The sequence below is a fragment of the Geodermatophilus sp. SYSU D01106 genome (assembly GCF_054049995.1).
This window is the reverse complement of record NZ_JBJGYM010000031.1, coordinates 17,915-31,552: the sequence shown is the minus strand read 5'-3', so window position 1 is coordinate 31,552 and position 13,638 is coordinate 17,915. Positions and strand designations below refer to the sequence as shown.

The window sequence follows — 13,638 nt, the reverse complement described above, 5'->3', positions numbered from 1 at the left end:
GGGGGGGGGGGGGGGGGGGGGGGGGGGGGGGGGGGGGGGGCGGGGGGGGCGGGGGCGGCCGCGGCGGCGCCGCGCCCGCCCCCTGGACCGCCTCCCTCGACGTCTTCGTCCACCCCGGCTCGTCGGAGACCTTCTGCCAGGCGGCGCAGGAGGCGCTGGCCAGCGGCGTCCCGGTGGTCGCGCCGGCCGCCGGTGGGCCGCTCGACGTCGTCACCGCCGGCCGGACCGGCCTGTTCTTCACCCCCGGGTCGGCGGCCGACCTCCGTGCGCAGGTGACCCGGCTGGTGGCCGAGCCGGACACCCGTGCCTGGATGTCCCGCGCCGCGCGGGCGAGCGTGCGCGGCCGCACCTGGGACACCCTCGGCGACCAGCTGCTCGGCCACTACACCGACGCGCTCGCCGGCCGCGCCGCCGCGCCCGCCGCCCCGGAGCGCGTCGCGTGAGCCGGGTCGTGCAGCTGGCCAACTTCGTCACCCCCACCTCCGGTGGCCTGCGCACCGCGCTCGCCTCCCTCGCCGCCGGGTACGCGGCCGCCGGCCACGAGGTGGTGCAGGTGGTGCCCGGCCCGCGCGCGGCGACCGAGGACACCGCCTGGGGACGGCGGGTGCAGCTGCCCGGCGTCCCGCTCCCGGGCACCGGGTACCGGCTGCTGCGCCCGGCGCCGGTGCTCGCGGCGCTGGCGGACCTGGCGCCCGACCGCGTCGAGCTGCACGACCGCACCACCCTGCGCGCGGTGGCCGGCTGGTCCCGGGACCGCGGGGTCCCGGCGCTGGTGGTCAGCCACGAGCGGCTCGACCGGTGGCTGCGGCAGTGGCTGCCGGCCGCACCCGGCGTGCCACGGGCGGCCGACCGGCTCGCCGACCGCGCCAACGCCGCGCTGGCCGCCGCCGGCCGCGTCGTCTGCACCACCGACTGGGCGGCCGAGGAGTACCGACGGGTCGGGGCGCCGGTGACCGTGGTGCCGCTCGGCGTCGACCTCGGCACCTTCACGCCCGCCCGCGCCGACGCCGGCCACCGGCGCGACGGCGGGGTGCTGCTGGTGACCGCCACCCGGCTGTCGCGGGAGAAGCGGCCCGACCTCGCGGTCGCCGCCACCGCGGAGCTCGCCCGCCGCGGCCTGCCGGTGCGGCTGCTGGTCGCCGGCGACGGGCCCGCCCGCAGGGCGCTGGCCCGCCGCGCCGCGGGCCTGCCGGTCGTGTTCCTCGGGCACGTGCCCGGCCGGGCCGCGCTGGCGGGCCTGCTCGGCGCCGCCGACGTCGTGCTCGCGCCCGGCCCCGTGGAGACGTTCGGCCTGGCCGCGCTGGAGGCGCTGGCCTGCGGCACGCCGGTCGTGGTGTCCGCGGACTCCGCACTGCCGTCGGTGGCCGGGCCGGCCGGGATGGCCGCCGCCGGCACCGCGGCCGCGCATGCCGACGCCGTCGAGGCGCTGCTCGCGGTGGACCCGGGCGTGCGCCGCGAGCGGGCCCGGCGGCGCGCCGAGCGGTTCCCGTGGACGGCGACGGTGGCGGGGTTCCTCGCCGCGCACGGCCTCGCGGCGCGGGAGCGGGCGGCATGAGGATCGCGGCGCTCGGCGACAGCACCAGCTGCGGTGAGGGCGTGGGCGTGCGGGTGCCGGCCGCCCGCACCTGGCCGTCGGTGCTCGCCGCCGCCGTCCCGGGCGCCCGGCTGACCCTGCTGGCGCGGGCCGGCGCCCGCGTCCGCGACGTGCGCGCCGGGCAGCTGGCCGCCGCCGTGGCCGGGGCGCCCGACGTGGCCACCGTGCTGGCCGGGCTCAACGACGTCTCGCGGTCCGACCTGGACCCCGCCGCGCTGGCCGACGACCTCGCCGCCGTCGTGTCCGGGCTGCGCGCCGCCGGGGCCGTCGTCGTCCTCGGCCGGCTGCACGACCCCGGCGGGGTGCTGCCGCTGCCGGCGGGGGTGCGGGCCGCCGTCCGCGGTCGGGTGGCAGCGGTCAACGCCGCGGTCGACGCGGCGGCGGCCGGCCCCGGCGTGCTGGTGCTGGACCTCGCGGCCGTGCCGTCCGTGACCGACCGCCGGGCGTGGGACGTCGACCGGCTGCACCCCACCGCGGCGTTGCACGCCCGGATCGCCGTGGTCGCGGGCGCGCTGCTCACCGCGGCCGGCCTGCCGGTCCGCGTGCCGGACCCGCTGCCGCTGCCGCCGGCGCCCGGCCCGGCGCGCGAGCTCGCCTGGGCAGCGCGCCACGGGCTGCCGTGGGCGGCCGCGCACCTCACCGGCCTGGTGGCCGCCGCCCGCGAGCTGGGCGACCCCCGGGCCGTCGGCTCCGCCCGCGACGGCGAGCCGGCGCCCGGCGGAGGACCCGGGGTCCGGCCGGCGCGGGTCAGCGGCGGGAGCGCTTGACCGCGTACATCGCGGCGTCGGCCCGGCTGAGCAGGGTGTCGGGGGTGTCGCCGGCGCGGGAGAGCGCCAGGCCGGTGCTCGAGCGCAGCGCCGGGCCGCCGTCGGCGGGGGCGGCGAGCGCGACGGACAGCCGTTCGGCGAGCCCGCGTGCGGCCGCCTCCGTCGTCGTGCCGGGGCACAGGACGACGAACTCGTCGCCGCCGATGCGGGCCACCGTGTCGCCCGGGCGGACGACGGAGGTCAGCGCAGCGGCCATCCGCACCAGCGCGGCGTCGCCCGCGGCGTGGCCGAGAGTGTCGTTGACCTGCTTGAACCCGTCGAGGTCGCAGTAGAGGACCGCCGCGGGGAGCCCGTCGCGGTCCTGCACCCGCAGCGCCTGCTCCGTGCGGTCGAGCAGCAGCGCCCGGTTGGGCAGGCCGGTGAGGGCGTCGTGCAGGGCGGCCTCGCGCAGCCGGGCCTCCAGCTCGACCTGCGCGGTCACGTCCATCATCGCCACGACCGCGCCGGTGGGGCGGCCGGCGTCGTCGCGGATCCGCGTCCCCGACGCGCGGAGCACGCGCAGCGGGTGCCCGGGCCGGTCGATGGCCATGTGCGCGTCGCGCACCCGGCCCTCGGTGTAGACGCGGGCGAGCGGCACCTCCGCCAGCGCCAGCCGGCGGCCGTCGGGGGTGCAGAGCCCGAAGCGCTCGACGACGTCCTCGGTGAGCTCCGCGCCGGCCACCTGGTCGGCGTGCTCCTCGGGCAGGCCGTGCCACTGCCGGCCGAGCCGGTTGAACAGGGTGATCCGCCCGTCGGCGTCCGCGGCCACGACCCCGACCGGCAGCGCCTCGAGCAGCGCCCGGGTGAAGGCCTCCGACCGCGCCGCGTGCGACGCCGCGGCCTGCGCCTGGTCGCGGTCGGCGGCGCGGGCGGCGGCGAGGACGGCGAGCTGCCGCGCCTGGCGGCGGCGCTGGAACAGGGCGACGACGACGCCGGCGAGGTCGGCCAGCCGGTCGCCGGCGTCGGCCGGGAAGGCGTGCGGGGCGGTGTCGAAGACGCACAGCGTGCCGACCGCCAGCCCGTCGACGAGCAGCGGCGCGCTCGCGTAGGCGCGCACCGACGACCGCCGGCCGTCCACCCACGGGTTGTCCGCGTAGCGGGGGTCGGTCGAGAGGTCTGCGTACACCCGCACGCGCGGGCCCTCGGCGGTCATCGTCGCGCACAGCGACTCCTCGGCCGGCGAGGAGCAGCCCCGGAAGCCGTGCGGCACGAGCTGGTGCTGCTCGCAGGCGTCGAGCAGGTTGAGCGTCGCGCATGGCACGCCGGTGACCGCGGCGGCCACCCGGACGACGGCGGCGAGCTCGGCGTCGCGGCCGAGCTCGGCGAGGTCGAGGGCGCCGGTGGCGCGGTCGGGGGTCGTGGTCGTGCTCATGACCGGGACAACGGCCGGTGCGGGACCGGTCCGCAGGAGCCGCCGCCGCGCCCTCCCCCGATCAGGTGAGGACGCGGACGGTCTCCACGGCGGCCACGACGGCGAAGACGACGAACAGCACCGCGGCCGCGCGGCGGATGAGCGCCACCGGCAGCCGGTCGGCCAGCGCCTTGCCGAGGAACACCGCGAGCGCCGAGACGGTGAGCAGCGCCGCCCACGCCCCGATGAAGACCGACACGGGGGAGTCCAGGCGCGCGGCGAGGCCCGCGGTGGCCAGCTGCGACAGGTCGCCCCACTCGGCGGCGAACAGCACGCCGAAGGAGACCGCGGCCGCCCGCAGGAACGACGTCCGCTCCCGCGCGTCGGCGGCCTCCCCGCCGTCCTCGGGGCCCTCCGCCGCGCTGCGCCACAGCAGCACCGCGCCGACGAGGAACAGCACCGCCACGACCCCGCTGACCAGGGCCTGGGGGAGGAGCGACAGCAGGCTGCCGGCGGTCACCGCGATGGCCACCTGCAGGCCGAAGGCGGTGCCCACGCCGACGAACACCGGCAGCGGCGGGAACCGGGTGGCGAGCACCAGGCTGGCGAACAGCGTCTTGTCCGGCAGCTCCACCGGCAGGACGAGGACGAACGCCGTCGCGACGACGGACAGGACGATCACGGGCTGGCTCTCTTCCGCTCGGCACCGCCGGGCGGGGCAGTCGAACCGGTCGTCCAGGTTAGTCGACGGTCCGCAGCCGCCCCGCGAGGCGGTGGGCGGAGGGGGGGCCCGGAGGGTCCCGCGATCGCACGCCGGGAAGGGCTCGTCGCAGGCGGGGGACGGCACCTGGCCGCGGTGCCGTCCGGGAGGACGGCAATGTGGTCGCGCGCGGTTGTGCGGCTCGTTACGGTCGCGCCGTGCCCTTCCGTTGACGCCCGTCCCCCGCCCCGCTCCCGCCGGCCGCCCGGGCCCTCGCCCGGCTGGCCGTGGCCTGGACCGCGCTGTCCGGCCTCGCCCCGGTGTACCCGCTCTACGCGCTGCTGTTCCTGGACACCGGGCTGACCGAGGCGCAGGTCTCCGCGCTGTTCGCGCTGTGGTCGCTCACCGCGCTGGTGGCCGAGGTGCCCACCGGCGTGCTCGCCGACCGCTGGTCCCGCCGCGGCGCGCTCGTGCTCGGCGGCGTCCTCGAGGCCGTGGGTTTCGTGCTGTGGACGGTCACGCCGGGCCTGCCCGGCTTCGCCGCCGGCTTCGTCGTCTGGGGCGTCGGCGGCGCGCTGGTGTCCGGCGCGGCCGAGGCCCTGGTCTACGACGGGCTGGCCGCGGCCGGCGCCGAGGACGCCTACGTCCGGGTCAACGGCGCCACGACCGCGGCCGAGCTGCTCGTCCAGGTGCCCACCGCCGTGCTGGCCGGCCTCCTCGTCCAGGCCGGCGGCTACGCGCTGGTCGGCTGGGCGAGCGTCGGCACCTGCCTGGCCGCCGCCGCGCTGGCCACCCGGTTCCCCGAGCCGCCGCGCACCGCCGACGACGACGGGCCGGAGGTCCCGCTGCGGACCGCCGTCGGGACGGCGCTGCGCCGCCCGGGGGTGCTGCTCGCGGTGGCCGCCGTCGCGCTGCTCGGCTCGCTCGACGCGATCGAGGAGTACTTCCCGCTCATGGCCCGCGACCAGGGCGTGCCGACGGCGGTGGTGCCGGCCGCGGTCCTCGTCGTCGCCCTGACCGGTGCCGCGGGCGCGGCGCTCGCCGGCCGGGCGGCGCGGCTGCCCTCGCGGGCGCTGCCGCTGCTGCTGCTCGCCTCGGCGGTGCTGCTCGCCGTCGGCGCGCTGGCCGACGGCCTCCCCGCCGTCGCCGCCGTCGCGGTGTCCTACGGCCTGTACCTGGCGGTGCTGGTCGTGGGGGAGGCCCGGCTGCAGGAGCGGCTACCCGCCGCCGTCCGCGCAACGGTCACCTCGGTGGCGGGGCTGGGCATCGAGCTCGGCGCGCTGCTGGTGTTCGCCGCCTGGGCCCTCGACGGCGCCCTCGCCGTGGCGGTCCTCTTCGCCGTGGTGGTCCCGGTGGTCGCCCGCGGCCTGCGGCCGACGGCGCTCACGAGGTGAGCCGCCCCGCGCAGGACGGCGGGTCGAGCGCGGGGCCGGAGGCTCCCGGTCGGGACGTCGTGGCAGGGCTCAGCGAAGCCGGGGGACGGCTCCTGGCCGCGGTGTCGGCCGGTAGGCCGACGATGTCATCTCGCCGTCCCTACCTCCCGGTCCTCCGGGCGATGCGGGCGGCGAAGACGCCGGCGGCGTGACCGTTGTCGATGTTGCTGACGACGACGCCCGGCGACGCCGAGTTGAGCATCGTGAGCAGCGAGCCGAAGCCGCCGAAGGAGCCCGGCTGCCCGGTCGAGGTGGGCACCGCGACGATCGGCACGTCCGTCATCGCTCCGACCGTGCCGGCCAGCGAGGCGTCGAGGCCCGCGACCACGACCAGGCAGTCGACGTCGTCGAGCAGCGTCCGGTCGGTGAGCAGCGGCCGCAGCCGGCTGCCGCCGACGTCGTCGACCCGCACGACCTCGGTGCCGGTCACCCGGGCGACGAACGCGGCCTCGGCGGCCACCGACGCGTCGGCGGTGCTGGCGCACAGCACGCCCACCCGCCCGACCGGCTCGGGCACCGGGCCGACGGCGGCCGACATGGCGGCGGCGTCGACCGTGGAGCCCGGGTGCGCGGACGCCAGCGCGACGAGCGTGTCGGCGCTCGCGCGCACCACCAGCGCCGGGCGGTCGGGGTGCGCGTCGCGGGTCTCGCGGACCAGCGCGAGCACCTGCTCGGTGGAGCGGCCCACGCCCCAGATGACGTCGGGCTCGGCCGGGCGCGCGGGCGGCGCCGCGGGCCCGGGCGCCAGCGCCGGCTCACCCGGGCCGCCGAGCGACAGCGGCGGGTCGGCCGGCCGGGCGGGCGCGGCGAGCAGCGCGGCGAAGCCGCCGACGGGGTCCAGCGGCGACGTCTGCACCGGCGGCACCTGCACCGACGCCGTCGCGGGCCCGGAGGCTGTCGCCACCTCGGCCTCCGGGGCGGCGTCGGGCGCACGGGTCTGGGTGACCGCCGAGAGGCGGACGACGCGGTCGCGGCCGCTGCGCTTGGCGTCGTAGAGGACGCCGTCGGCCGCGGCGAACAGCGTGCGCCGGTCGTCGCCGCGGGTGGCCGAGGCGATGCCCACGCTGATCGTCACCGGCAGGGTCAGGCCCAGCGCGGCCCAGTCGTGGGCGGCCACCGCGCGGCGCACCCGCTCCAGGGCCCGCTCGGCCTGCTCGGCGGTGGTGTCGGGCAGCAGGACGACGAACTCGTCGCCGGCCCAGCGGCACACCTCGTCGGTGTCGCGGCAGCCGGCGATGAGCAGCTCGGCGACCGCCCGCAGCACCGCGTCGCCGCCGGGGTGGCCGACGGCGTCGTTGATGGCCTTGAACCGGTCGACGTCGACGACGGCCAGCGCGGGCGTGGTGCCGGCGCCGAGCAGCCCGTCCAGGCGCGCCTCGGCGTAGCGCCGGTTCGGCAGGTGGGTGAGGGGGTCCTCGTAGGCCTGCCGGCGCAGCTGCCCGGCGGCGCGCTCGTTCTCCAGCAGGCTCTTGCGCCGGCCGAACAGCTCCACCCAGCGGGTGCGCCGCTCGTCGACCCGGTCGAGCTCGTCGGCGAGGTAGGCCTGCAGGTAGGGCAGCGCGCGGCCGGCGTCGTCGAGCTCGGCGTGCAGCGTGCACAGCTCACGCAGCGCCGACCGCCGCAGCCGGGGCAGGCCGTGCTCGGTGGCCAGCGCCAGCGCCTTGGCCAGCTGCTGGTCGGCGCCGCGGCCGTCGTCCTGGCGGCGCAGCGCGCGGCCCAGCGCCAGCAGCGCGGAGGCCAGCAGCGCGCGGTCGCCGCGGGCGCTGGTGGTGCGGACGGCGGCGCGCAGCGGGCCGGTGGCCGCGGCGTGCTCGCCCAGGCCGACCAGCGCCCAGCCGTGCACCACCTGCGCGGCCACGACGCCCTCGGCGTCGGGTGGCAGCTGGGCCAGCGCCCGCTCGGCCAGCCCGCGCGCCTCGGCGAACCGCGGCAGCGCGGCGTCGGGGTCGCCGTCGTCGAGCAGCGCCTCACCCAGCTCCGCGCACAGCTCACCGAGGCAGGTGGCCGCGCGGGCGGCGAGCACGTCGGGGTCGACGCCGGCGTCGAGCACGCCCGCGGCGGCGGCCGCGGCGGCGGTCTCCAGCGCGCGGCGCTGGTAGTCCAGGGCCAGCGGCATCAGCTCGAGGTCGGCCAGGACGCCGGCGAGGGTGCCCAGGGTGTCGACGAGCAGGGCGCTCGGGGGCAGCGCGGGGTCGAGCAGGCTGGCGGCCTCGACCGCCTCGTCCATCGCCGCGTCGATCCGGCGGGACAGCAGCTCGATGCGGGCGTGCCGGGCGAGGCCCGCGGCGCGCTGCAGCTCGTCGTCGCTGGCGTCGAAGGCGGCCTTGGCCGAGCGCACGAGGGCGATCGCCTCGGCGGCGTGCGCGGCCGACGCCGACCGCGGGTCGCCGTCGCCGCCGTCGAGCAGCCCGGCGACGCCGGCGTGCAGGTCGAGGGACTCGGTGGCCTCGGGAGCGTCGAGCGGCTCGCCGACCAGCGTGAAGCCGGCCACGCGCAGCCGGCGCACCAGCAGCTCGGCGCGCAGGGTGTCGGCCCAGGCGCGGCCGAGGGTGGACGCGTCGTCGCGGTCGTCGGACCCGGGGGCGCCGGCCTCGGCGGGGGCTGCGTAGGGCGTCGAGGAGTCGACGACCGACAGCAGGCGCTCGGCGTCGTCGAGCTGCCAGTTGGCGAGGGCGGCGGTCACCCGGTGGTGCAGGGCTCCCGGTGGCACCAGGGCACTGTGCACGCCGTCGGGGCCGGATCCGGGCATCCCGGCGCGGGCGCGTCGTGTGGCGGAGGTCCCGTCGCCCGTTCCGTCACTGCCGTCCCAGCCGGGCCGGGCGCCGGTCACGGCGCGGCCTCCGGCGGGGCCTGGTCCCCGGCCCCGGTCCCGCCGTCGCCGTCGACGAGTCCCGGCGCCCGCACCCGGTTGCGCCCGCCGCGCTTGGCGGAGAACAGGTGCAGGTCGGCGGTGTCGAACAGCGACCGCCAGCCGACCGGCACGGACCGGTCGGCGGCGGCGGCCGGGGCGGTGGCCACCCCGATGCTCACGGTGATCGGCTCGCTCAACGGCAGGTCGGCCCAGTCCGCCTCGGCCACGGCGGCCCGCAGCCGCTCCACGGCAGCCAGCGCCTGCCCCTGGGTGGCCGCGGGGAGCACGACGAGGAACTCGTCGCCGGCCCACCGGTACACCTCGTCGCCGGCCCGGCTGTGCTCGCGCAGCAGCGCGGCGACCCGGCGCAGCACCTCGTCGCCGTGGGTGTGCGAGGTGTCGTCGTTGACCTCCTTGAACCGGTCGACGTCGACGACGGCCAGCGACAGCGGCTCGGCGCCCAGCCGCAGCCCGGCCAGCCGGCGCTCGGCGCTGCGCCGGTTGCCCAGGCCCGTGAGCGGGTCCTCCAGCGCGTGCCGGCGCAGCACCGCGGCCTGCCGCTCGGCCTCGCGCAGCCGGCTGCGGCGGACGAACATCTCCGCCCACAGCTCCCGGCTGCGGGCGTGCGCGCGGCCGGTGTCGGAGCGGTAGGCGTCGAGCCAGTACAGGGCCTCGGCGGGCCGGCCCATCGCGGCGGTGGCCTGGCCGAGCTCGAGCAGGCACTGCCGGTAGCGGCGCCGGTCGGCGGTGGCGGCGAAGGCGCCCGCGGCGTCGACCAGCAGGCCGGCGGCCTCCTCGCCGCCCCCGCCGCCGCTGTGCTCCTGCGACAGCCGGGTGAGCAGCCGGGCCAGGGCCAGGTCGGCGTAGCCGCGCAGCCAGGTGCTGCCGCTGCGGTGCACCCGGCGGTGCACCGACCGCAGCGGGCCCAGGGCCTCGTCGGGCTCGCCGTGGCAGGACAGCGCCCAGGCCTGGACGACGTCGAGCTGGTCGGAGTCGTCGGGGTCGGGCTCGACCGCCAGCGCGCGGGCGTCGGAGGCCGCGGCGATCGCGGCGCCGGCCAGCTCGCGGGCGCGGGCGCCCTGCCCGCGGCGGCGCAGGGTCTGGGCGAGCTCGACCCGCTGCTGGGCGCACAGCCGCAGCAGCTGCCAGCGCTCGCCGAGGTCGGGCAGCCGCTCGGCGACCGCGCAGCCCCGCTCCGCCTGCGCGACGGCCAGCTCCTCGAGGTCGAGCGCGGTGAGGGTGAGCGAGAGCCACAGGTGCGCCTGGACCACCTCGGGTGAGGGGGTGCCGGCGGCGGGCTCGGCGGGCGCGAGCTGCTCGGTCAGCAGGCTGGCGTCGACCGCGAGCAGCATCGCCGCATCGAGGCGGTCGGCAGTGGCCTCCACGTGCGCCAGGTAGGCGAGCACCAGCGCCGTGGACGCCGAGGGGGCGCAGGCGCCGAGCGCCTCGCGGGCCGCGGTCACCCCGTCCGCGGCGGCGTCGCGGTCGCCGTCGAGCAGGGCGCGGCGGGCGGCCAGCGCCGCGCGCCAGGCGGCCCAGCGGGACTCCGCGGCGGCGGCCAGCGCGGGCTCGGCGTCGTCGAGCCCGGCGCGGAAGGCCGCGTCGTCGTCGCGCCGGTCGGCGGCCAGCAGGAGCCGCAGCGCAGCCTCCAGGTGACCGTCAGTGACGGGAGGGGAGCCGGGGGTCACGCTTCCCTCCTCCTCGTCGCCGGTCGTCCGGCCACGCCTGGCCGACGGCGAGGCAGTTCCCCCCGGACGGGATCTCGACCCCTGCCCGACCGCACTACCCTCGTCGGGTGCTCCAGACGCCTCCGACGCGGTTCGCCTATCTCGGGCCCGAGGGTACCTTCGCCGAGGCGGCGCTCAGCAGCGCCGTACCCCCCGGCGAGGGGGTGCGGCAGCCCGTCGCCAGCGTCCCGGCGGCGCTGGCCGCCGTCCGCGCCGGCGAGGCCGACGCAGCCCTGGTGCCGTTCGAGAACTCCGTCGAGGGCTCGGTCCCGACCACCATGGACGGCCTGGCCGACGGCGACCCGCTGGTGGTCGTGCGCGAGGTCTTCCTCACCGTGGCCTTCGTCCTCGCCGCCCGCCCGGGCACCGCCCTGGCCGACGTGCGGACCGTCGTCAGCCACCCGCACGCCCTCGGGCAGACCGCGCGCACGGTGGCCGGGCTGCTGCCGGACGTCCCCACGCTGCCCGCCTCCTCCACCGCGGTCGCCGCCCGCGCGGTCGCCGACGGCGAGTACGACGCCGCCGTCTGCGCGCCGATCGCCGCCGAGCGCTACGGGCTGGTGCCGCTGGCCGAGGACGTCGCCGACCACCCCGGCGCCGTCACCCGCTTCGTCCTGGTGTCCCGGCCGGGCGCGCTGCCCGAGCCCACCGGCAACGACAAGACCTCGCTCGTGGTGGTCGTCGCTGACCGCACCGGCGCGCTGCTCGACGTGCTGCGCGAGTTCACCGTCCGCGGCATCAGCCTGACCCGGATCGAGTCCCGGCCCATCCGCGACCGGCTGTGGGTCTACTCCTTCTCCCTCGACTGCGAGGGGCACGTGGCCGAGGCGCGGGTGGGCGAGGCCCTGGCCGCGCTGCACCGGGTGAGCGAGGACGTGCGCTTCCTCGGCTCGTACCCGCGCGCCGACGGCCGCACCAACCGGCCGGTCCCCGGCGAGGCGGCCGACGCCGCGTTCACCGAAGCCGGCTCGTGGCTGGCGCGGCTGCGCGCCGGCGAGGTCTGAGGCCGACCTCCGCGGACCTCAGGCGGGTTCCAGCTCCCGCTCGGGCTCCGGGTCGCGCCGGCGGGACAGCCGGCTCGGCCACCACGTGCGGTCGCCGAGCAGCGCCACCGCGGCCGGCACCACCAGCGAGCGGACGACGAAGGTGTCCAGCAGCACGCCGAAGCCCACCAGGAAGGCCAGCTGCGTCAGGAACAGCAGCGGCAGCACCGACAGCGCCCCGAACGTCGCGGCCAGCACCAGCCCGGCCGAGGTGATGACCCCGCCGGTCACCGCCAGCGCCCGCAGCACGCCGTCGCGGGTGCCGTGCCGCACGGACTCCTCCCGGGCCCGCGTCATGAGGAAGATGTTGTAGTCGATCCCCAGGGCGACGAGGAACACGAACCCGATGAGCAGGATGCCGGGGTCGCTGCCGGGGAAGCCGAAGACGCCGTCGAACAGCAGCGCCGCGACGCCGACCGTCGCCGCCACGCTGAGCACCACCGTGGCCATCAGCAGCAGCGGCGCCACGAGCGACCGCAGCAGCAGGGCCAGGACGATCGTGATGACCACCAGCACGCTCGGCACGATGACCCGCAGGTCGCGGCCGGCGGTCTCGCGGGCGTCGAGGTTGCTCGCGGTGTCCCCGCCGACCAGGGCCTCGGGGTCGGCGTCGTCGAGCGTCTCCCGGAGGCCGGAGACGACGTCGAAGGCCTCGGTGCTGTCGGCGGCGACGGCGAGGGTGACGTCGAGGCGCACCAGCCCGTCGGCCACGACCGGGTCGCCGCCGGGCGGGCCGCCGGTGAACGGCGCGACCGACGCCACGCCCTCGGCCGCCGCGGCGGTCTCGGCCACCTCCTGCCAGCTGTCCTCCGGCGTCACCACGACGGTCGGGCTGCCGGAGCCGGCGTCGAAGTGGCGGGCCAGGGCCTCCTGCCCGTCCACGGCGTTCGACTCGCCCCGGATCGCGTCGCTGAAGGTGATGCCCGAGGCGTCGTAGCTCGGGGCGAACACCGCCGCGGCGACCAGCGCCAGGACGCTCGCGGCGAGCACCCGGCGCGGCCGGCGGCCGACGAGCGCGGCGACCCGCGGCCAGCCGCGGCCCTGCCGGGGCTGCTGCCCGACGTGCGGGCGGAACGGCCAGAACGCCGCGCGGCCGAGCAGCGCGAGTGCCGCGGGCAGGAAGCTCAGCGCCGCGACGACGGCGAGGGCCACGCTCACCGCCGAGATCGGCCCGAGCCCGCGGTTGGAGGCCAGGTCGGAGAACAGCAGGCACAGCACGCCGAGGACGACGGTCGCGCCGGAGGCGACGATCGGCTCCCACGAGCGGCGCAGCGCGGTGCGGATCGCGACGAACCGGCTCTCCTCGCGCTGCAGCTCCTCGCGGAACCGGGCGACCAGCAGCAGCCCGTAGTCGGTGGCCGCGCCCACCACGAGGATCGAGGCGATGCCCTGGCTCTGCCCGTTCACGGTGATCCAGCCCTCGCGGGCCAGCAGGTAGGCGACGGCGTTGCCGGCGGTGAGCGCCAGGCCCGCGGTGCCGATGACCAGGAACGGCAGGATCGGGCTGCGGTAGACGACGAGCAGGATGAGCAGCACGACGCCGAAGGCCGCGGCCAGCAGCAGGCCGTCGATGCCGGCGAAGCCGTTGGCGAAGTCGGCGAAGATGCCGCCGGGCCCGGTGACGAAGCTGTCGGTGCCCTCGACCTCGACGGCGGCGCGCAGGTCCTCGACGACGGCGACGATCTCGTCACCGAGCTCGGGGCTCAGCGGCAGCACGGCCTGCACCGCCTCGCCGTCCTCCGACGGGATCGGCGGGGAGGGCTGCCCGGCCAGGGCGCCGGCCTCGTCCGCGACGGCGGCGGCCTCCTCGAGCGCCTGCCCGACCGACGCCAGCGCGGCCTGGTCGAGCGGGCCGTCGCCCTCCCACAGCAGGATCGCCGGGATGGCCTCGGTGGGGCTGAACGCCTGCGCCAGCTCCGCGACCCGGGTGGACTCCGCGCTGTCGGGGAGGAAGGCGGCGTTGTCGTTCTCCTGCAGCCCGGTCAGCTGCCCGCTGAGCGAGCCGAGCGGTGCCGCGGCCCCCAGCCAGGCGAGGAGGACGACCAGGGGGAGCAGCCAGCGGACCCGGCGGGCCATGATGGGGTCCTCTCGACGACCGATCATCTCGATGATCGAGAGATTACGGGGGTGAGG

Annotated in this window: 10 protein-coding genes; 5 read left to right on the top strand and 5 right to left on the bottom strand. The window is 78.6% G+C overall.

What is annotated here, in order from left to right; translation table 11 throughout:
- From ACI78R_RS21990 to ACI78R_RS21980, 3 genes are all read left to right on the top strand, one after another.
- Positions 1 to 443 (top strand): glycosyltransferase (locus ACI78R_RS21990; protein ID WP_457042288.1); only part of this gene is annotated, 443 nt, incomplete at its 5' end.
- Complete coding sequence (locus tag ACI78R_RS21985; RefSeq protein ID WP_457042287.1) at positions 440 to 1,555, top strand: glycosyltransferase; 1,116 nt, start codon at positions 440 to 442, stop codon at positions 1,553 to 1,555. The genes ACI78R_RS21990 and ACI78R_RS21985, both read left to right, overlap by 4 nt.
- Positions 1,552 to 2,361, top strand: a complete 810-nt coding sequence (locus tag ACI78R_RS21980) for a GDSL-type esterase/lipase family protein (protein WP_457042286.1) — start codon at positions 1,552 to 1,554, stop codon at positions 2,359 to 2,361. Before ACI78R_RS21985 ends, ACI78R_RS21980 begins: the two co-directional genes overlap by 4 nt.
- On the opposite strand, the gene ACI78R_RS21975 is transcribed toward ACI78R_RS21980, so the two are convergent.
- A complete protein-coding gene (locus ACI78R_RS21975) occupies positions 2,342 to 3,772 on the bottom strand; it encodes a diguanylate cyclase domain-containing protein (protein WP_457042285.1) in 1,431 nt (476 codons plus the stop codon). The two genes, ACI78R_RS21980 and ACI78R_RS21975, sit on opposite strands and share 20 nt — an antisense overlap.
- A 61-nt stretch (positions 3,773 to 3,833) precedes the next feature.
- Positions 3,834 to 4,433 (bottom strand): TMEM165/GDT1 family protein, encoded by a 600-nt coding sequence (locus ACI78R_RS21970; protein ID WP_457042284.1) that lies wholly within the window; start codon positions 4,431 to 4,433, stop codon positions 3,834 to 3,836.
- A gap of 305 nt (positions 4,434 to 4,738) precedes the next feature.
- Between ACI78R_RS21970 and ACI78R_RS21965 the strand changes: the two genes are divergently transcribed.
- On the top strand, positions 4,739 to 5,845 hold the full coding sequence (locus tag ACI78R_RS21965; RefSeq protein ID WP_457042283.1) for an MFS transporter: 1,107 nt from the start codon (positions 4,739 to 4,741) through the stop codon (positions 5,843 to 5,845).
- A 139-nt stretch (positions 5,846 to 5,984) separates the two neighbouring features.
- Here ACI78R_RS21965 and ACI78R_RS21960 read toward each other — a convergent pair whose 3' ends face one another.
- Positions 5,985 to 8,594 (bottom strand): diguanylate cyclase domain-containing protein, encoded by a 2,610-nt coding sequence (locus ACI78R_RS21960; protein WP_457042282.1) that lies wholly within the window; start codon positions 8,592 to 8,594, stop codon positions 5,985 to 5,987.
- A gap of 116 nt (positions 8,595 to 8,710) precedes the next feature.
- On the bottom strand, positions 8,711 to 10,423 hold the full coding sequence (locus tag ACI78R_RS21955) for a diguanylate cyclase (protein WP_457042281.1): 1,713 nt from the start codon (positions 10,421 to 10,423) through the stop codon (positions 8,711 to 8,713).
- Positions 10,424 to 10,530: 107 nt separating this feature from the next.
- Here ACI78R_RS21955 and pheA point away from each other — a divergent pair, with 107 nt between their 5' ends.
- Positions 10,531 to 11,466 carry a prephenate dehydratase gene (gene pheA, locus ACI78R_RS21950; RefSeq protein WP_457042280.1) on the top strand — a complete coding sequence of 312 codons (936 nt, stop codon included), beginning with the start codon at positions 10,531 to 10,533 and terminating at the stop codon, positions 11,464 to 11,466.
- A gap of 18 nt (positions 11,467 to 11,484) precedes the next feature.
- Here the strand turns inward: pheA and ACI78R_RS21945 are convergent, their stop codons facing one another.
- Entirely contained in the window at positions 11,485 to 13,581 is a 2,097-nt protein-coding gene (locus tag ACI78R_RS21945; RefSeq protein WP_457042279.1) for an MMPL family transporter, read from the bottom strand.
- Positions 13,582 to 13,638 lie beyond the last annotated feature (57 nt).